Source organism: Kitasatospora sp. NPDC002551, from assembly GCF_040296005.1.
Taxonomy (GTDB): domain Bacteria; phylum Actinomycetota; class Actinomycetes; order Streptomycetales; family Streptomycetaceae; genus Kitasatospora.
Genome location: NZ_JBEOWI010000003.1, coordinates 55,852 through 72,717, shown reverse-complemented (window position 1 = coordinate 72,717; position 16,866 = coordinate 55,852). Strand labels below are relative to the sequence as shown.

Here is a 16,866-nt window from a genome sequence, read left to right as displayed (position 1 = left end):
GACGAGTGGGAGGACCCATGCACCAGTACGTCGTCGTCGACGCCTTCGCGCGCCGGCCGCTCACCGGCAACCCGGTGGCGGTTTTCTTCGGGGCCGACGACCTGTCGGCCGACCAGATGCAGCGCATCGCCCGGGAGATGAACCTCTCGGAGACCACCTTCGTCCTCACCCCCCGGCAGGGCGGGGACCACCTTGTGCGGATCTTCACCCCGGTGAACGAACTGCCCTTCGCGGGGCACCCGTTGCTCGGCACGGCGATCGCCCTGGGCGAGCGCACCGAGGCCGCCGCGCTGCGGATCGAGACCGCGATGGGCGTCATCCCGTTCGAGCTGGAGCGGGAGGGCGGGCGGACCGTCGCGACCAGCATGCGCCAGCCGGTGCCGGTCTGGGAGCCCTTCGACCGGACCGAGGAGCTGCTGTGGGCGCTGGGCGTCAGCGGGTCCACGCTCCCGGTGGAGATCTACCGCAACGGTCCGCGGCACGTCCTGGTCGGCTTCGAGAGCGTCGAGGCGCTGTCCAAGGTGGACCCGGACCACCGCGCGCTGGCCCGGTTCCCGGACATGGCGACCAACTGCATCGCCGGTTCCGGGACGGTCTGGCGCAACCGGATGTTCTCGCCCGCCTACGGGGTGGTGGAGGACGCCGCGACCGGCTCCGCCGCCGGCCCGATCGCCATCCACGTGGCCCGCCACGGTCTCGGTGCCTACGGGCAGCGCATCGAGATCACCCAGGGCGTCGAGATCGGCCGTCCCTCGCCGATGGGCGCCCTGGTGCACGGCGAGGGCGACCGCGTCGACAGCGTCGAGGTCTCGGGCCACGGGGTCGTCACCATCGAAGGAGTCCTGCATGTCTGACCGGCCGAGGCGTTCCGAGTCGCTGACCGGGACGGTCGCGATCGACTTCCCGGAGTTCCGCACCCCGCCGGCCGAGCCGATGGGCCTGCTGAACTCCTGGCTGGCCGCCGCGGCCGGGCACGGGGTGCGGGAGCCGCGCGCGCTCGCCCTCGCCACCGCCGACGCCCGGGGCCGCAGTTCGTCCCGGATCCTGGTGATCAACCGGATCACCGAGCGGGGGATCGTCTTCGCCACCCACGCCGGCAGCCGCAAGGGCCGGGAGCTGGCGGAGAACCCCTGGGCGTCCGGCGTCCTGTACTGGCGGGAGACCAGCCAGCAGATCGTCCTGGCCGGGCCGGTGCGGCGGCTGCCGGACGCCACCGCCGAGGAGCTGTGGGCCGCCCGGGCGGTGTTCACCCACCCGATGACCACGGTCTCCCGGCAGAGCGCGCCGGTGGAGGACCTCGACCACTTCGAGGAGATCCGCGCCAAGGCCCTGGAGCTCGGCCGCCCGGGGCAGCCGCTGCCCCGGCCCGCCTCCTACACCGCCTTCGAACTGGTGCCGGACGTCCTGGAGTTCTGGGCCGACGGCACCGACCGGCTGCACGAGCGGCTGTGCTACGACCGCACCGCCGACGGCTGGGCGATCAGCCGGCTCCAGCCCTGATCCCCGCGCGGCCGCCGGCCGCGCCGACCCGCCCCACGCTCCCGGAGATGTCATGACCTCGCCACAGATCTTCACCGACCACCACGACCTGCGCGCCCGCAACCGCCGGGCCGTCGAGCGGTACCTGGAGACCGGACCGCAGGCCCGGCTGCGCCGCTACACCCTCTACACCGAGGACGGCACCGCCGCCCTCTTCTACACCGACATCGGCCGGCCCATCGTGGTCACCGGCCGCGAGAAGCTGAAGCGCCACAACGAGCTCTCGCTCCAGGTCCTGCCCGACTGGCAGTGGTCCGGCGTCCGCCTCTACGAGACCCAGGACCCGGACCTGATCATGGTCGAGTGCGACGGCGAGGGCACCATCCGCTTCCCCGGCTATCCCGAGGGCCGCTACCGCAACCACTTCATCCACGGCTTCACACTGCGCGACGGCCTCATCGCCGCCAGCCGCGAGTACACCAACCCGATCGAGCACATGAAGTCGCTCGGCATCGAGACCCCGCACATCCGGCGGGACTGGATTCCCACCGACTGACCGGCCGGCCAAGGGAATCCGGGTGTCGCACGCACGCACCAAGGAGATTCGATGGAGTTCCACCCGTGTCCCCGGAACCACGCAGGGGCGGTCCCCGCCGCCGCCGGTTCCGTCCTCTGCGCCCCGTGCATCGGACAGCTGGAACGCACCCTGCGGGCGCTTCCGGAGCTGCACCGGGAGTGCCTGCACCACATCCAGTCGCAGCCCCGGCGGCGCAACCCGACCAAGGTGTCGGGCAGCCGCCGCCGGGACCGGCTGAACCCGGCGGCGATCGACGCCCGCAACGACATCGTGGCGATCCTGGAGTCCTGGTCGCGCTTCGCCGCCGAACGGCTCGGCACCGCCGCGGTGGTTCGCTCCGTGCCGCACCTGGCGAGGTTCCTCGGCCGCCACCTGGACTGGCTCGCCGCGCAGCCGCCGGCCGCCGAGTTCGCCGACGAGATCGAGGACCTGCGGGTCGGACTGCTCGACGCGATCGACCCCGAGGAGGCCGTCCGCCCCGCACCCGCCCGGGACTGCGTGGTGGACGGCTGCCCGGGCACGATCGACGCCTCACCGCAGCACCACACCGGAGGACGGACCAGTATCGGCTGCTCGTCCGGACACTCATGGGGGATACGCGAATGGCTCACGCTCCGGCATCTCATGGACCAGCGGCGCAGGGCGGCGGTCTGAGCCGCCCGCCCCGCCACCGGCTGGTGCCGACGAACGTCGCCGCGCTTGCCGCGGGCGTCTCGGAGGCGACCATCCGCAAGTGGGTCAGCCGGGGGAAGATCACCCGCTACGGCACGCCGGGCCGCTCGGAGTTCGACATCGAGGAACTCACCGCGATCGCCCTGCGCCGGCAGGCCTGAGGCGGCCGCCGGCCGCTGACCGACGACCCCGCGGATCCGCTGCCGGGCGGGCGGCAACACCGCCCGTCAACGGATCCGCGGGTGCTCCGTGCGGAGACTAGACCCCGACCTTCTCCGTCGCGTCGCCGCGTTCCAGGTGGACGTGGGCGCGCATCAGCTCGCCCGGGTTGGTCTGCGCCGCGAGCAGCGAGAGCTCGCCGCACAGCACGGTCGCCGCCGCGATGACGGCCAGCCGGCGGGCGTTCTCGCCGGGTTCGCGCTCGGCCCGGCAGCCGAGCCGCTCCAGGTTGCTCTCCACGAAGGCGAGCCCCTTGCCGTTGCCCACCGTGCCGACGATCAGGTTCGGCAGGGTGCAGGCGAAGTACAGGTCCCCGTCGCGGTCCTCGGCCATCACCACGCCCTGCGAGCCCTCGACGATGTTGGCCGCGTCCTGGCCGGTGGCCAGGTAGAAGCCGAGCAGCATGTTCGCGAAGTGGGCGTTGGCCGAGCGGATGCCGCCGGCCAGCAGGGTGCCCAGCAGGTTCTTGCGGACGTTCAGCCGGGCCACCCGCGCCGCCGTGGTGCGCAGCACCCCGGTGACCACCTCGCGCGGCACCAGCAGCTCGGTGACGACGTTCTTGCCGCGCCCCAGGATGCCGTTGACGGCGGTCGCCTTCTTGTCCGTGCAGTAGTTGCCCGAGATCGAGCCGTAGGAGATCCCCGGGACGGTCCGCAGCAGGTGCTGCAGCAGCGCGTCGGAGGCGAGCGTCGCCATGTTGTGCCCGGAGGCGTCGCCGGTGGTGAACTCGAACCGGACGAACAGCAGGTCGGCGTTGATCTCGTGCCGCACGCCGACGAGTTCGGCGAACCGGCTGCAGCCGCGCACCACCTCCTTCAGCTCCTCGAAGCGTGCCCCGATGCTGCGGGCGGCGGCCAGCGCGGTCTGCGCGTCGGTCGCCTCGACCAGCACCGAGCGGGTCATCCGCTCGTCCACCAGGGTCGCGACGATGCCGCGCTCGGCGAGCATGGAGACCTTCGCGCCCCGGCCCACCGAGGGCCACAGCGGGGACTCGTAGGTGGCCAGCGGGACGTGCGTCTCGGTGGTGGCGACGTTGCCCGAGATGCGCACCGGTCCCACCCAGCGCATCGGGACGCCGGCGACGGCGTGCTGGTCGGTCATCGGGTGCCTCCGGTGAGGTCGTCGGCCGTGGCGGCGGAGCGCCGGGCGAACCGCGCGGTGTCGATGCCGCGGTCGGCGCAGAACTCGCGCAGGGAGCCCTGGATCAGCAGGTCGCGGCGGGTGAGGTCGGCCGGCGTGGCCGCGCCGAGCATGGTCATCAGCGCCGCCAACTGGTCGAGCCAGGTGGCGATCCGGGCGATCAGCGCGTCCACGCCCTCGTCCATCAGGGTGCGCAGGAAGGTGCCGGACGCCCCGACGGCCCGGGCGCCGAGCGCCAGCGCGCGGGCCACGTCGAGCGGGTGGCGCACGCCGCCGGAGGCCAGCACGGGCAGGTCCACGCCCTGCGCGTCCAGCAGGCAGGCGGCGGTGGACAGGCCCCAGCCCTCCAGGAAGGTGTAGTCGCGCAGGTCGCGCCGGCCGTTCTCGATCCGGGCGAAGTCGGTGCCGCCGCGGCCGCCGAGGTCGGCCACCCGCACGCCCAGCTCGCGCAGCGTCAGGACGCTCTCCCGGCTGAGTCCGAAGCCGACCTCCTTGACGATGACCGGGACGTCCACGCCGGCCGCGATCTCGCCGATCCGCGGCACCCAGGCGGAGAACGAGCGGTCGCCCTCCGGCATGACCGTCTCCTGGACGGTGTTGACGTGGATCTGCAGGGCGTCGGCCCGCAGCAGGTCGACGGCGCGCCGGGCGTTCTCCACCGAGGCGGTGGCGTTGATGTTGGCCAGCACGAAGCCGTCCGGGTTCTCCTCGCGCAGCACGCTGAAGGTGCCGGCGCAGGACTCGTCCTTGAAGTACGCGCTCATCGAGCCGGAGGCGATCGGCACGCCGGTCTGCCGGGCCGCGATCGCGAGGTCGCGGTTGATCCGGCCGGTCATCTCGCTGCCGCCGGTCATCGCGTTGACGTACAGCGGGACCGGCCAGGAGAGGCCGGCGAAGCCGGTGGCCAGGGACACCTGGGGCCGGTCGATCCCGGCCAGGGCGTGGTGGACGAACGTCACCTCGTCGAACTGGTTGCGCCCGATGTGGCCGTGCTGCTGCTCGACCGCGAGCCGGACGTGGTCGTCCTTGCGCTGAGAGATCATTCCTCGTTCCCTTCCGGGGCGGGTCGCAGGCCCAGGGGTCGCACCCCGGCCGCGGCCCACCGCTCCCGTAGCTGGTCGATGGACGGCGGTGCCGAGGCGGGCCCGTGGCCCGCGGTGTCCAACAGGGCGATGCCGCAGTCGCCGCCGCCCGCGCCCGAGGGCTTGGCCGCGCCGCCCACGGCCTCGGCGGCGTCGCACAGGGCCGTCAGGGCGGGGGTGAAGACGCCGAGCCCGAGCGCGTCGTCGAGCCGGGCCAGCTCCCGCCGGGCGCGCCGGATCTGCTCCAGCAGGCCCGGCCGGTCGCCGTGTTCGATCGCCTCGGCGGCGGCCCGGACGCACTCCCCGGCGGCGGCCGAGTACCGCCGGTGGGCGGGGGTGCCGTGAGGGCCGCGCCGCCGCAGCCCGGCCACCAGGTCGGCGGTGGAGGCCGGGGTGCCGGTCCAGCCGACCTCCAGGGCCAGGCCGGGGACCGGCGGCAGCCGGCGCACCGCGAAGCCCGGCCAGGGCGCCGCCAGCGCCTCGGCCACGCCTCGGCGGCGGGCGAGTTCGAGCACGGCGGTCCGGTCGGGCGACCGGTAGGCGATCCAGCCGCCCCAGGTGGCCGCGGCGAGGTCGCCGCCGGAGCCCCCGGGGTCGAGCCCGGCCGAGGCCAACAGGGCCAGCCGGTACCGCTGTTCGGCCGGGAGCGACAGGCCGGCGTACGCGGCCACCGCGGCGACGGTGGCCACGGTCACCGCGCCGCTCGACCCGAGGCCGAGCTTGACGCCGTTCTCGTGCAGCCGGCTGCCGACCGAGACGTCCACCTCGGGGGCCGGGCGGCCGTGTTCGGCCAGCAGCCGGGCGACCGTCTCGACCGCGGCGACGACACGGGCCAGCTCGCGGCGGGCCCGCGCCGGGTCCGCCGCGCCGACCGGGTCGAGCCGGCCGCCGCGCCACCGCCAGCGCACCGGTGCGGCGGTGAGGTCGGAGGAGAGCACCACCTCGGGGCCGGCGGCGGGTTCGGTGACGGTGACGGTGAGCCGGCGGTCCACCGCGACCAGGATCGCCGGGCCGCCCGGCTCCACCACCGCGTACTCGCCCGCGACGAACAGCTTGCCCGGCGCGCTGCGCACCACCGGCGGGCGGCCGCCGGTCATGCGTCCGGCCAGGTGCCGGTGCCCGTGCGCGCGTCCGGGCCCAGCAGCCGGGCGCCCGGCCCCGGGCCGGCGACGTGCACCGCGCCGGTGCCGACCGCCCCGCGCACCAGCGCGGCCACCCGCCCGGCGTCCGCGCCCCGGCAGAGCACCTTGACGTTCGGCCCGGCGTCCATCGTCGCGTACGCCGTCACCCCGGCGCGGCGCAGCTCCAGTACGGCGTCCAGCACGGTCAGCGTGGCCGCCGACAGGTAGCGCACCGCGGGCCGGGCCGCCAGCATCGTGGCGTGCATCCCGAGCGCGTTGCGCTCGGCGATCTCGCCCACCGCGTCGAGGTCGGCCCGGCGCAGCGCCTCCCGCATCTCGGTCAGGTCGGCCTGGCTGGAGGCGGCCCAGGGCCGGTACAGCGGCGAGGTCTCGACGGTGCGGCGCATCGCCTCCCGGCTGGACACCGCCTTGGGCCCGGCGTCGACCACCGCCACCACCAGCGCCGGGTCCAGCGCGCGCACCGGTACCGGCAGCGGCTCGGCGTAGGAGCCGAGGTCGGGGTCCGGGCCGTGGCCGGGCCGCCCCGCGTACCAGAGCGCGAAGCCGCCGAAGACCGACCGCGCGGCCGAGCCGGAGCCGCGCCGGGCCAGCCGGGACAGCCCGGTGGCGTCCAGGCCCAGCCCGTACGCGGCGCCGGCGGCGGTGGCCAGCGCGGCGAACCCGCTGGCGGAGGAGGCCAGTCCGGCGCCGGTGGGCACGGTGTTCCTGGTCTCCACGACGGCCCGCAGCGGCAGCGCGGCGCGCTCGCGGACCAGGTCCAGGAAGGCGGTCACCCGGCGCCGCGGCTCGCCCGTCAGGGGCACCCCGTCGAGGGTGACCGTGTCCTGCCCGGCGTCGGGGGCGAGCCGGACCCGGGTGGTGGTCGGGAAGACGTCCAGGGTCAGCGAGAGGCTGTCGGTCCACGGCAGCACCAGCCGCTCGTCCCGCTTGCCCCAGTACTTGACCAGCGCGATGTTCGGGTGCGCGACGGCGGTGGCGTCCCCGGCGGCGGGCGGGTGGCCGGGCACGGTGACCGGCTGCTCAGCGTCCATGGCCGGCCTGCTTCCCCAGCGGCACGGACCAGGTCCGCACGGCGCCGGCCGCCAGCAGCCGGGCGGTGACCCCGGCCGCCCGCTCCGCGCGGGCCAGCGCGATCACGCAGCCGCCCATCCCGCCGCCGGTGATCTTGGCGCCGAGGGCGCCGCCGGCGAGCGCGGCCCCGACCATCGCGTCGATCCGGTCGGTGCTCAGGCCGCCCGCGCGCAGCAGTCCGTGGTACTCGGTGAGCTGCGCGCCGAGCTCCTCCGGCCGGCCCTCGGCGAGCGCCAGCCGGGCCGTGCCGGTCAGTTCGGTGGCCCGGGACACGAAGGCCTCCCGGCTGCCCGGGCGCTCCTCGAAGCCGCGGCGCAGCAGCTCGACGGCGTCCCTGGTGCGGCCCGCGACGCCGCTGTCCGCGACGATGAACAGGCCCTCGCAGCCGATCGCCGGCTCCTCGGCCCGGCCGGCCCGGAACAGCAGCGGGGCCGTCGCGCCGACGGCCGCCGCGTCGACGCCGCTGGCCCGTCCGTGTGCCACCTTCTCGGCCGTCTGCACCAGGTCGAAGGCCAGCTGCGGCGTCACCTCGCGCCCGAAGAGGTCGGCCAGCGCGTGGACCACGGCCCGCGCGCAGGCCGCGCTGGAGCCGAGCCCGCGGCCGAGCGGGATCGCGCAGTCGATGATCACGTCGAGGCGCGGGGTGTCGGGCAGGCCCATGACGGCCCGGAACCCGGCGGTCAGCCGGCGCAGTCCGTCGGAGGCCCGGGCGGCCTTCGGCCGTTCCCCGTCGCCGGTGACGGTGAGGGAGAAGCCGTCGGGGCCGGCGGGCGACCGCGCGGAGAACCCGGCGGTGGCCGTGACGGTCAGCTGCGGGAGCGGGAGGGCGAGCGCCGGGGCCCCGTAGACCACCGCGTGCTCGCCCAGCACGATGGCCTTGGCCCGGGCCCGGCCGGTGCCGACCGGCCGGCTGCCGCGCCGCTCCGGCAGCCCCCCGGCTGCGGCGGGTGGGGACAACGAACTCAGCTCCCCGTGTCGTTTCTGCATGGAGATCGCTCATCCAGGGTTCGCGGAAGGAAGGGGTCCGGTGGCGGGCCCTTCGCCGTCCCGGCGCGGGCCCGCCACCGCCGGCGCGTCCTACTTCTCGGCGACCAGCATCTTCTCGACCGGCCGGCGCCACTGGTAGTACGACTGGATCTTGTGGTACTCGCCCTTGGGCGTGACCGTGACGCCGTAGACGAAGTTGCGGCCCTCGGTGCTGTACGGGGCGTCCTTCACCAGCCGCACGATCTGCGGGGCGACGGTGACCGGCAGCGTCAGCGGCTCGGGCGTCATCACCGAGTAGGTGATCCGGGAGACCTCCGGGGCGTCCCAGCTCAGGGTGGCGTACATGACGAACGCCTTCTCGTTGAAGGCCAGCAGCTCGTCGCTGGGCGCGGGCAGGCCGAGGTCGCCGAGCATCGCGCGCACGCCCTCGGGAGCGAAGGTCTCCCGCGGCACCCGGCCGGAGGCGCCGCCGCCGAAGTAGAGGTTGACCGTCCGGCTGCCGTAGTCGATGCCGACCGTGCTGACGATGCCGGACAGTCCGTAGCGGTCGAAGACGTCGAGGTGGGCGGCGATGCTCGGCGGCGCGGAGGGCAGCGCCATCACCTCGCGGACCGTCAGCAGCCGCTCGACGGTGGGGAAGGACCAGGCCTTGGTGAACCCGGCGCGGACCCCGAAGTCCACGCCGCAGCTGTCGATCGGCAGCTCGCCGTGCACCTCGGCCAGCAGCCGGCCGACGGGGTGGTCGGTCGGCTCGGTCAGGCCGTTCGCCAGCGCGACGGCGTACGGGTCGAGGCCCCGGGGGAGCATGGTGAAGCGGCAGTCGAGGTCATCGGCGCCGCGCGGGCTGTTCTGCACCCGGAAGGAGATCACCGCCTCCTCCAGCACGTCCTGGTAGGCGGTCAGGACCGGCTGGACCGTCCCGCGTTCGAAGGGCACGTCCACCACGCGGGCGGTGCCCTCGATGGCCGCGTAGAACTTCTCCAGGAAGGCGTTCTCCGACATTCTTCCTCCAGCTGTCCGGTCGTGGCGTGCGTGTGCGGATGGCGCGGCGCGTCGCGGGTCGTGCGCGGGAGCGGATGTGCGGGGCGCGGCGCGTGCGCGGTCGTTCCCCCGTGCACGCCGCGGCTCGGGCGGGTGACGGGCTACCGAAGGGGGAACCGGTACGCGTGTCGGCCGCGGACCTGGTCCGACCTGCGCGGACCGGCGGCTTCGACACTCAACCCCCGCTCCCGGAACGGGTTTTGGGCAGGGTGGGCGTGCAGGAATAGTGACACGTGTCCGGCGGCGGGCCAAGCCCCCCGGAAAAGTGGCCCGGGTCACACCCGCCCGCGGCGCCCCGCGAACCGGCCCGCCGGCCCGTCCGCGGCCTTGTCCGCCGGTCCGTATTCGGCCGCACCGGACGGCCCGGTCTGGCATGATGTCCACGGTGTCGGGGTGCTAGCTCAATGGGTAGAGCAGCGGACTTTTAATCCGTAGGTTCAGGGTTCGAGCCCCTGGCGCCCCACCGACACGAAGGCCCGGGCCGGACCACCTCCGCCCCGGGCCTTCGCCGTTCCCGGAACGCCCGTTCGGCGCGGAACGATTCAGCTGGATCATCGGTTTGTATGATCCGAAGCGGATCTGTTGGGGGACGACGGGTCCACTGCGAGGGCCGTGGGGGAGGGTGTTCCGGGGGCGTTCGTCGGTTATTGCGACCGTCGTACGTGCAACCCCGGGCAGGCCTCGGCCGTCTCTCTGTGTGCAACGCGTCCGGACGTAGGGGGGCGCGGGGTCCGGCGGTGAAAGGTACACGCATGTCAGGTCAGCGGCGGAGCGAGGGTCCGTCCCGCGGTGACGACGCGCCCGGTGCGCCCGCGGCCGACGGCGCGAACACCGCCGCGGTGCCCCCACCGCGGCCGGGCGGCCGGGCCGAGGCCCGCCGGGCCGCCCAGGGCAGGGCGGGCGGTACCCAGGGCCCGCCGCCCCCGGCGGCGCCCGTCGGCCGGGCCGCGGCCAGGGCGGCGGCGCGCAAGCCCAAGTGGGGCGCCAAGAAGATCGTCGCCTGGTCCGCCGCCGGTGTGCTGGTCCTGCTGGCGGGTACCGGCGGGCTTATCTACTACAAGCTGAACGGCAACATCAAGTCCTTCGACCCGGACGCGATAGCCACCGACCGCCCGCCGGAGGCGCAGGCCGACGCGGACGGCAACAAGCCGGTCAACGTGCTGCTGATCGGCTCCGACAGCCGGGGCAAGAACAACTCCGACCTCGGCGGTGGCGAGGACGGCGGCGCCCGCTCGGACACCACGATCCTGCTGCACGTCTACGCCGACCACAAGCACGCCGTCGGCATCTCCATCCCGCGCAACGCGAAGGTGGCCATCCCGCCGTGCAAGCTGCCCAGCGGCAAGTGGACCAAGGGGGAGGCCAGTCAGCTCTTCAACGCGGCCTTCTCCACCGGCGGGAGCGATGACGGCAACCCCGCCTGCACCCAGAACACCGTGGAGAAGCTCACCGGCATCCGGGTCGACCACACCATCGTGATCGACTTCCAGGGCTTCGCGGCGATGACCAAGGCGGTCGACGGCGTCGACATCTGCCTGCCGGAGGACATCCACGAGAAGGACCTCAACGACAAGCTGCCCGCGAAGGGCGCGGTGGTGCTGAAGAAGGGCCCGCAGAAGGTGCAGGGCCAGCAGGCGCTGGACTACGTCCGGCTGCGGCACGGCATCGGCGACGGCTCCGACATCGGACGGATGAAGCGCCAGCAGGCCTTCATCAGCTCGCTGGCCTCCAAGATCAAGAAGCAGGGCCTCAGCCCGACCAACCTGCTGCCGCTGGCCGATGCCGCGACCAAGTCGCTGACCGTCGACCCCGGCCTCGACAGCGCCGACAAGCTGATGTCCTTCGGCCTGTCGCTGCGCAACATCGACCTGCACGACCTCAAGTTCATCACCCTGCCCTGGCGTTTCCGCACCCAGGACAAGGACCTCGACATCGTCCAGGCAGACGCCCAGAAGCTCTTCGACACCCTCAAGGCCGATCGCACCATCGACGGCCAGAACGCCACCGGTGAGCAGCCCCCGGAGACCGCCGCGCCGACCGGTCCGGCCGCGCCGGCCACCACCACCGCCGCGACGACGCCCGCCTCCCCGTTCGCGACCGACACCGCCAACAAGAGCATCAGGGTGTCCGTCTACACCGGCACCACGGCTGTCGGCATGGCCGGCAAGGCGGCCGAGCAGCTCAAGGCGGCCAAGTTCACCGCCACCGCGGTGGGCCGGGCGGACAACACCAAGTACACGACCACGATGGTCCAGTACGGCTCGGGGCAGAAGGCGAACGCCGAGAAGGTCGCCGCGGTGTTCCCCGGCGCGATCGTCGAGCCCGGCACCTCGCCGGGCGTCACGGTGATCGTCGGCAAGGACTTCGCGGCGGCCAACGGCGCGGCGGGCGCCGCCGGCAGCGCCTCGGCGGCCCCGTCCACCCCGGCCACGCCCGCCCCGCTGCCCACCACGGTCACCGCCGACGCCCGTTCGGCCGACGACAACATCTGCGACAACACCACCTACGGTTCCGGGGGCTGAGGGCCGGGCTTCCCGGGGCGCGCCGCTCCCGGGCCCGTGCCATGGTGGGCCTGTCGGACAGCCCGGGGGGCAGGCCCGAAAGGCGGAACCATGGCCGAGATCGCCCTGGAGCTCGACATCGCCGCCCCGCGCGCCGTCGTGCTGGCCGCGCTGACCACCCACGACGGGCTGACCTCCTGGTGGACCACCGGGGTGGAACGGGAGGACGACGTGCTGCTGTTCGACGTCCCCGGCGCCCCCGAGCCGTACCGGCTGCGGCCCGGCTCCGCCGGCCCGGACCGGGTGGTGTGGACGAACGCCGGGGCCTTCCCCCCGCACTGGGCCGGCACCTGGATCAGCTGGGACCTCGCCGACCCGCCCGAGGACCACGCCGGGCCCGGCCACCGCACCCGGCTGCTGCTGCGGCACGGCGGCTGGCAGCCCGGCAGCGAGGAGGGGGTGCCGCTGGTGGCCGGCACCTGGGCGCAGCTGCTCGTCCGGCTCAAGGACTACGCGCAGAGCGGCAAGGCGCAGCCGCTCTTCACCCGGGGCGGCCACCACCACGCGCCGTGACCGCCCGCGCGGCGGCCGGTGACCGCCCGGCGGACGGCGACCCGCCGGGACGCCGTCCGGTGGCGGGATCGCGGGGGCGCGGCGATCGTGGGCGGTGGAGGTGTACGGCCGTCGGCCGCGCGCCGGACGGTCCGCGCACCCGGCCGCCCACCCGGCGGAGGACCATCGCTTGGAGGCCCAGGAAATGCCCGTAGTCACCGCACCGTACAAGCCCGGCACGCCCTGCTGGGTGGACCTGATGGCGAGCGACCAGCAGGCCGCGCTCGACTTCTACCGCGACCTGTTCGGCTGGCAGGGCGAGGTCGGCCCGCCCGAGTTCGGCGGCTACGCCGTGTGCTCGCTGAACGGCAAGCCGGTCGCCGGGATCATGGCACGCTCCGCCCCGGGTGGGCAGCCGCTGCCCCCGGTCACCTGGACCACCTACCTCGCCACGGACGACGCCGACGCCTCCGCGCGGGCCGTCACCGATGCCGGCGGCACGATCGTCTACCCGGTGATGGAGGTCGGGCAGACCGGCCGGATGCTGGTCGCCGCGGACCCGACCGGCGCGGTGTTCGGCGTCTGGCAGAAGCTGGACTTCAACGGCGCGGGCATCGTCAACGAGCCCGGCGCGCTGGTCTGGAACGAGCTCAACACCACCGACACCGCCGCGGCCGGCCGGTTCTACCAGCAGGCCTTCGGCCTGCGCCCGGGGACCATCCAGGGCATGGACGGGTTCTACTCGCTCAACGTCGGCGACCACACGGTGGGCGGCATGCAGCCGGTCGCCGAGTACCTGGCGCCCGGCACGCCCTCGCACTGGATGGCCTACTTCTCCGTCGACGACACCGACTCCACCGTGGACGCCCTGGTCAAGGCGGGCGGCTCGGTGATCCAGCCGCCGTTCGACATGCAGGCCGGGCGGATGGCGGTGGTGCGCGACCCGCAGGGCGCGGTCTTCGCGGTCACCTCCACCCCGGACTCCCCGTAGGGTCCGTCCTCCCGCGACGAGCCGCCCGTTCCCGCGACGCGCCGCCGGGAATGGGCGGCACGGCGCGCGCGGAGGGGAGAGACTGCACCCATGCTGGGGCTACCGGACGACATCCGCGCTTTCCTCTTCGACCTCGACGGGGTGCTCACCCAGACCGCCACGGTGCACGCCGCGGCCTGGAAGGACACCTTCGACGCCTTCCTGCGGGCCGAAGCCGCCCGCACCGGCGGGCCGTTCACCCCGTTCGACGCCGTCGCCGACTACGACGCCCACGTGGACGGGCGGCCGAGACTCGACGGCACCCGCGCCTTCCTGCACAGCCGGGGCATCGACCTGCCCGAGGGCACCGACGCCGACCCGCCGGGCGCCCGCACCGTGCACGGCGTCAGCCGCGCCAAGAACGACACCGTGCTGCGGATGATCCGCGAGCAGGGCGTCGCCCCGTACGACGGCTCGGTCGCCTACGTGCGCCGGCTGCGGGCGCTCGGCCTGCCCACCGCCGTCGTCTCGTCCAGCGCCAACTGCCGGGACGTGCTGCGCGCGGCGGGCATCGAGGGCTTCTTCGACGTGATCGTGGACGGCGTGGTGGCCAAGCGCGAGGGGCTGCCGGGCAAGCCGGCGCCGGACACCTACCTGGCCGCCGCCCGGGCGCTGGGCGTCGAGCCCGCGCACGCGGCCGTGTTCGAGGACGCGCTGGCCGGGGTCGCCTCCGGCCGGGCGGGCGGCTTCGGCGCGGTGGTCGGCGTGGACCGCACCGGCCAGGGGGCCGAACTGCGCCGCGACGGGGCCACCGTGGTCGTCCGCGACCTCGCCGAGCTGATCCCCGACCACCCCGATCACCCCGACCGGCCCGAGGAGGCGTCGGCATGACCGGCCAGGAACAGCCCTTCGTCGTCGACCCGTGGCAGGTCGCCGAGAACGGCCTGGACCTCACCTCGATGGCCCGCGCCGAGTCCGTCTTCGCGCTCTCCAACGGCCACATCGGCCTGCGCGCCAACCTCGACGAGGGCGAGCCGCACGGCCTGCCCGGCACCTACCTCAACGGCGTCTTCGAACTGCGCCCGCTGCCCTACGGCGAGGGCGGCTACGGCTACCCGGAGTCCAGCCAGAGCGTCATCAACGTGACCAACGGCAAGATCATCCGGCTGCTGGTGGACGACGAGCCCTTCGACCTGCGCTACGGCGAACTGATCGGCCACCGCCGCTGGCTGGACTTCCGCGAGGGCCTGCTGCGGCGCTCCGCCGAGTGGACCTCCCCGGCCGGGCGGACCATCAAGGTCGACTCCACCCGGCTGGTCTCGCTCACCCAACGGGCCGTCGCCGCCGTCGAGTACACCGTCGAGGCGGTGGACGGCCCGGTACGGATCGTGCTGCAGAGCGAGCTGGTCGCCAACGAGCAGCTGCCCGGCGGCCCCGAGGGCGACCCGCGGGCCGCCGCCGTGCTGGAGGCCCCGCTGCTCGCCGAGGCGCACCACGCGGGCGGGACGAAGGGCGTGCTGGTCCACCGCACCCGCTACAGCGGCATCCGGGTCGCGGCCGGGATGGACCACGTGATCGAGGGCCCGGAGCGGCTGGACACCGTCGCCGAGTCGGAGGCCGACCACTGCCGGATCACCGTCACCACGGTGCTGCACCCCGGCGAGCGGCTGCGGCTGGTGAAGTTCATCGCCTACGGCTGGTCGGCGACCCGCTCGCTGCCGGCCGTCCGGGACCAGGTGGAGGCCGCGCTGACCGCCGCCCGGTACACCGGCTGGGACGGCCTGATCGCCGAACAGCTGGACTTCCTCAAGGAGTTCTGGGAGACCAGCGACATCGAGATCGAGGGCGACGTCGAACTCCAGCAGGCCGTCCGGTTCGCCGTCTTCCACGTGCTCCAGGCGGGCGCCCGCAGCGAGGAACGCGCCATCCCCGCCAAGGGGTTGACCGGACCCGGCTACGACGGGCACAGCTTCTGGGACACCGAGACCTTCGTGCTGCCGGTGCTCACCTACTGCCTGCCGGCCGCCGTCAACCAGGCGCTGCGCTGGCGGCACACCACCCTCCCGCTGGCCCGCGACCGGGCGGTCCAACTCGGCCTGGCCGGCGCGGTGTTCCCCTGGCGCACGATCCGCGGCGAGGAGTGCTCCGGCTACTGGCCGGCCGGCACCGCCGCCTTCCACATCGGCGCGGACATCGCGGCCGCCGCCGCCCGCTACGTCCGGGCCACCGGGGACGCCGAGTTCGAGCGCGAGTACGGCCTGGAGCTGCTGGTCGAGACCGCCCGGATGTGGCGCTCGCTGGGGCACCACGACGCCACCGGCCGGTTCCGCATCGAGGGCGTCACCGGTCCGGACGAGTACAGCGCCGTCGCGGACAACAACGTCTACACCAACCTCATGGCGCAGTCGAACCTGCGCGCCGCCGCCGAGTCCGCCGCCCGGCACCCGCGGGAGGCCGCGCTGCTCGGCGTCGACACCGAGGAGACCGCCGCCTGGCGGGACGCCGCCGCCGCGATGTTCATCCCGTACGACGAGAACCTCGGCGTCCATCCGCAGGCCGACGGCTTCACCGACCACCAGGTCTGGGACTTCGAGAACACCCCGCCGGAGAACTACCCGCTGCTGCTGCACTATCCGTACTTCGACCTGTACCGCAAGCAGGTGGTCAAGCAGGCCGACCTGGTGCTCGCCATGCAGGTCCGCGGCGACGCCTTCACCGACGAGCAGAAGGTCCGCAACTTCGCCTACTACGAGCGGCTGACCGTCCGCGACTCCTCGCTCTCCGCGTGCACCCAGGCGGTGATCGCCGCCGAGGTGGGGCAGCTCGACCTCGCGTACGACTACACCGCCGAGGCCGCCCTGATGGACCTGCACGACCTCGGCGGCAACACCCGCGACGGTCTGCACATGGCCTCGCTCGCCGGGGCCTGCATCGCCCTGGTGGCCGGCTTCGGCGGGCTGCGCGACCACGGCGAGGTGCTCTGGTTCCGGCCCCGGCTGCCCAGCGGGCTGATGCGGCTCAGCTTCTCGCTGCTGGTGCGCGGGCAGCTGCTGGGGGTGCGGATCGACCACGACGAGACCACGTACACGCTGCGCCGCGGCGAGGTGATCCACCTGCGGCACGACGGCGAGACGGTCCAGGTGAAGGCGGGCCGCCCGGTCTCGCTGCCCACCACCACCCCGCCCGCCCAGGAGCGCTGCGGCCAGCCCCCCGGCCGCGAACCGGCCCGCCGCCAGGCCCAGTCCGGGCTCTCCGCCGGCCGGATCACCTCCGGCCCGGACCACCTCGCCGCCGAGTAGCCGCCCGCCCCGGCCACCGCGCCCCCTCCCCGGCCGCCCCCCTCACCCGTCCGGCCCACCCCGGGTGCGGGGGGCCCGGCGGCGGCGCACGGTGCTGGTGTCGTGCGTCCCCGGCGTGAGGAGATCCCCCGTGG

Annotated in this window: 16 protein-coding genes and 1 tRNA gene; 11 read left to right on the top strand and 6 right to left on the bottom strand. The window is 74.3% G+C overall.

Annotated elements, in window-relative coordinates; genetic code table 11:
• Positions 1-17 precede the first annotated feature (17 nt).
• Genes ABT093_RS04260 through ABT093_RS04240 form a run of 5 tightly spaced genes read left to right on the top strand, consistent with a single transcriptional unit; the run spans position 18 to position 2,889 of the window.
• Complete coding sequence (locus ABT093_RS04260; RefSeq protein WP_350560201.1) at positions 18-854, top strand: PhzF family phenazine biosynthesis isomerase; 837 nt, start codon at positions 18-20, stop codon at positions 852-854.
• The gene (gene phzG, locus ABT093_RS04255; protein ID WP_350560199.1) at positions 847-1,500 is read left to right on the top strand and encodes a phenazine biosynthesis FMN-dependent oxidase PhzG; all 654 of its coding nucleotides are present in this window, start codon (positions 847-849) and stop codon (positions 1,498-1,500) included. Before ABT093_RS04260 ends, phzG begins: the two co-directional genes overlap by 8 nt.
• Before the next feature lie 52 nt (positions 1,501-1,552).
• Entirely contained in the window at positions 1,553-2,035 is a 483-nt protein-coding gene (locus tag ABT093_RS04250; RefSeq protein WP_350560197.1) for a PhzA/PhzB family protein, read from the top strand.
• A gap of 51 nt (positions 2,036-2,086) precedes the next feature.
• Positions 2,087-2,710: a hypothetical protein gene (locus tag ABT093_RS04245; RefSeq protein WP_350560195.1), complete on the top strand. Its 624-nt coding sequence runs from the start codon at positions 2,087-2,089 to the stop codon at positions 2,708-2,710.
• Between the two features lie 23 nt (positions 2,711-2,733).
• Positions 2,734-2,889, top strand: a complete 156-nt coding sequence (locus tag ABT093_RS04240) for a hypothetical protein (RefSeq protein ID WP_350560193.1) — start codon at positions 2,734-2,736, stop codon at positions 2,887-2,889.
• Positions 2,890-2,986: 97 nt separating this feature from the next.
• Here ABT093_RS04240 and ABT093_RS04235 read toward each other — a convergent pair whose 3' ends face one another.
• The 6 genes from ABT093_RS04235 to ABT093_RS04210 all read right to left on the bottom strand — a co-directional run bounded on the left by ABT093_RS04235 (position 2,987) and on the right by ABT093_RS04210 (position 9,371).
• The gene (locus ABT093_RS04235; RefSeq protein WP_350560191.1) at positions 2,987-4,048 is read right to left on the bottom strand and encodes a hydroxymethylglutaryl-coenzyme A reductase family protein; all 1,062 of its coding nucleotides are present in this window, start codon (positions 4,046-4,048) and stop codon (positions 2,987-2,989) included.
• Positions 4,045-5,130, bottom strand: a complete 1,086-nt coding sequence (fni, locus tag ABT093_RS04230; protein ID WP_350560189.1) for a type 2 isopentenyl-diphosphate Delta-isomerase — start codon at positions 5,128-5,130, stop codon at positions 4,045-4,047. Before fni ends, ABT093_RS04235 begins: the two co-directional genes overlap by 4 nt.
• Complete coding sequence (locus ABT093_RS04225) at positions 5,127-6,266, bottom strand: phosphomevalonate kinase (protein ID WP_350560187.1); 1,140 nt, start codon at positions 6,264-6,266, stop codon at positions 5,127-5,129. Before ABT093_RS04225 ends, fni begins: the two co-directional genes overlap by 4 nt.
• Positions 6,263-7,342 carry a diphosphomevalonate decarboxylase gene (mvaD, locus tag ABT093_RS04220; RefSeq protein ID WP_350560185.1) on the bottom strand — a complete coding sequence of 360 codons (1,080 nt, stop codon included), beginning with the start codon at positions 7,340-7,342 and terminating at the stop codon, positions 6,263-6,265. The genes ABT093_RS04225 and mvaD overlap by 4 nt, the downstream gene beginning before the upstream one ends.
• Positions 7,332-8,369: a mevalonate kinase gene (gene mvk, locus ABT093_RS04215; RefSeq protein ID WP_350560183.1), complete on the bottom strand. Its 1,038-nt coding sequence runs from the start codon at positions 8,367-8,369 to the stop codon at positions 7,332-7,334. The genes mvaD and mvk overlap by 11 nt, the downstream gene beginning before the upstream one ends.
• Positions 8,370-8,459: 90 nt before the next feature.
• Positions 8,460-9,371, bottom strand: a complete 912-nt coding sequence (locus tag ABT093_RS04210) for an aromatic prenyltransferase (RefSeq protein WP_350560181.1) — start codon at positions 9,369-9,371, stop codon at positions 8,460-8,462.
• Positions 9,372-9,800: 429 nt separating this feature from the next.
• On the opposite strand from ABT093_RS04210, the gene ABT093_RS04205 reads away from it, so the two are divergent.
• The 6 genes from ABT093_RS04205 to ABT093_RS04180 all read left to right on the top strand — a co-directional run bounded on the left by ABT093_RS04205 (position 9,801) and on the right by ABT093_RS04180 (position 16,732).
• Positions 9,801-9,873, top strand: a tRNA-Lys gene (locus tag ABT093_RS04205).
• A gap of 289 nt (positions 9,874-10,162) precedes the next feature.
• Positions 10,163-11,932 carry an LCP family protein gene (locus ABT093_RS04200; RefSeq protein ID WP_350560179.1) on the top strand — a complete coding sequence of 590 codons (1,770 nt, stop codon included), beginning with the start codon at positions 10,163-10,165 and terminating at the stop codon, positions 11,930-11,932.
• Positions 11,933-12,022: 90 nt separating this feature from the next.
• Complete coding sequence (locus ABT093_RS04195; RefSeq protein ID WP_350560177.1) at positions 12,023-12,484, top strand: SRPBCC family protein; 462 nt, start codon at positions 12,023-12,025, stop codon at positions 12,482-12,484.
• 184 nt (positions 12,485-12,668) lie between these two features.
• Complete coding sequence (locus ABT093_RS04190; RefSeq protein WP_350560175.1) at positions 12,669-13,454, top strand: VOC family protein; 786 nt, start codon at positions 12,669-12,671, stop codon at positions 13,452-13,454.
• 90 nt (positions 13,455-13,544) lie between these two features.
• Positions 13,545-14,324, top strand: a complete 780-nt coding sequence (locus tag ABT093_RS04185; protein WP_350560173.1) for an HAD family hydrolase — start codon at positions 13,545-13,547, stop codon at positions 14,322-14,324.
• On the top strand, positions 14,321-16,732 hold the full coding sequence (locus ABT093_RS04180; RefSeq protein WP_350560171.1) for a glycoside hydrolase family 65 protein: 2,412 nt from the start codon (positions 14,321-14,323) through the stop codon (positions 16,730-16,732). Before ABT093_RS04185 ends, ABT093_RS04180 begins: the two co-directional genes overlap by 4 nt.
• Positions 16,733-16,866: the final 134 nt, after the last annotated feature.

Excerpts from the sequence above, each read along its gene's own strand:
- ABT093_RS04260 (WP_350560201.1), top strand. The coding sequence starts at position 18 with ATGCACCAGTACGTCGTCGTCGACGCCTTCGCGCGCCGGCCGCTCACC.
- phzG (WP_350560199.1), top strand. The coding sequence starts at position 847 with ATGTCTGACCGGCCGAGGCGTTCCGAGTCGCTGACCGGGACGGTCGCG.
- ABT093_RS04250 (WP_350560197.1), top strand. The coding sequence starts at position 1,553 with ATGACCTCGCCACAGATCTTCACCGACCACCACGACCTGCGCGCCCGC.
- ABT093_RS04245 (WP_350560195.1), top strand. The coding sequence starts at position 2,087 with ATGGAGTTCCACCCGTGTCCCCGGAACCACGCAGGGGCGGTCCCCGCC.
- ABT093_RS04235 (WP_350560191.1), bottom strand. The coding sequence starts at position 4,048 with ATGACCGACCAGCACGCCGTCGCCGGCGTCCCGATGCGCTGGGTGGGA.
- fni (WP_350560189.1), bottom strand. The coding sequence starts at position 5,130 with ATGATCTCTCAGCGCAAGGACGACCACGTCCGGCTCGCGGTCGAGCAG.
- ABT093_RS04225 (WP_350560187.1), bottom strand. The coding sequence starts at position 6,266 with ATGACCGGCGGCCGCCCGCCGGTGGTGCGCAGCGCGCCGGGCAAGCTG.
- mvaD (WP_350560185.1), bottom strand. The coding sequence starts at position 7,342 with ATGGACGCTGAGCAGCCGGTCACCGTGCCCGGCCACCCGCCCGCCGCC.
- mvk (WP_350560183.1), bottom strand. The coding sequence starts at position 8,369 with ATGCAGAAACGACACGGGGAGCTGAGTTCGTTGTCCCCACCCGCCGCA.
- ABT093_RS04210 (WP_350560181.1), bottom strand. The coding sequence starts at position 9,371 with ATGTCGGAGAACGCCTTCCTGGAGAAGTTCTACGCGGCCATCGAGGGC.
- ABT093_RS04200 (WP_350560179.1), top strand. The coding sequence starts at position 10,163 with ATGTCAGGTCAGCGGCGGAGCGAGGGTCCGTCCCGCGGTGACGACGCG.
- ABT093_RS04195 (WP_350560177.1), top strand. The coding sequence starts at position 12,023 with ATGGCCGAGATCGCCCTGGAGCTCGACATCGCCGCCCCGCGCGCCGTC.
- ABT093_RS04190 (WP_350560175.1), top strand. The coding sequence starts at position 12,669 with ATGCCCGTAGTCACCGCACCGTACAAGCCCGGCACGCCCTGCTGGGTG.
- ABT093_RS04185 (WP_350560173.1), top strand. The coding sequence starts at position 13,545 with ATGCTGGGGCTACCGGACGACATCCGCGCTTTCCTCTTCGACCTCGAC.
- ABT093_RS04180 (WP_350560171.1), top strand. The coding sequence starts at position 14,321 with ATGACCGGCCAGGAACAGCCCTTCGTCGTCGACCCGTGGCAGGTCGCC.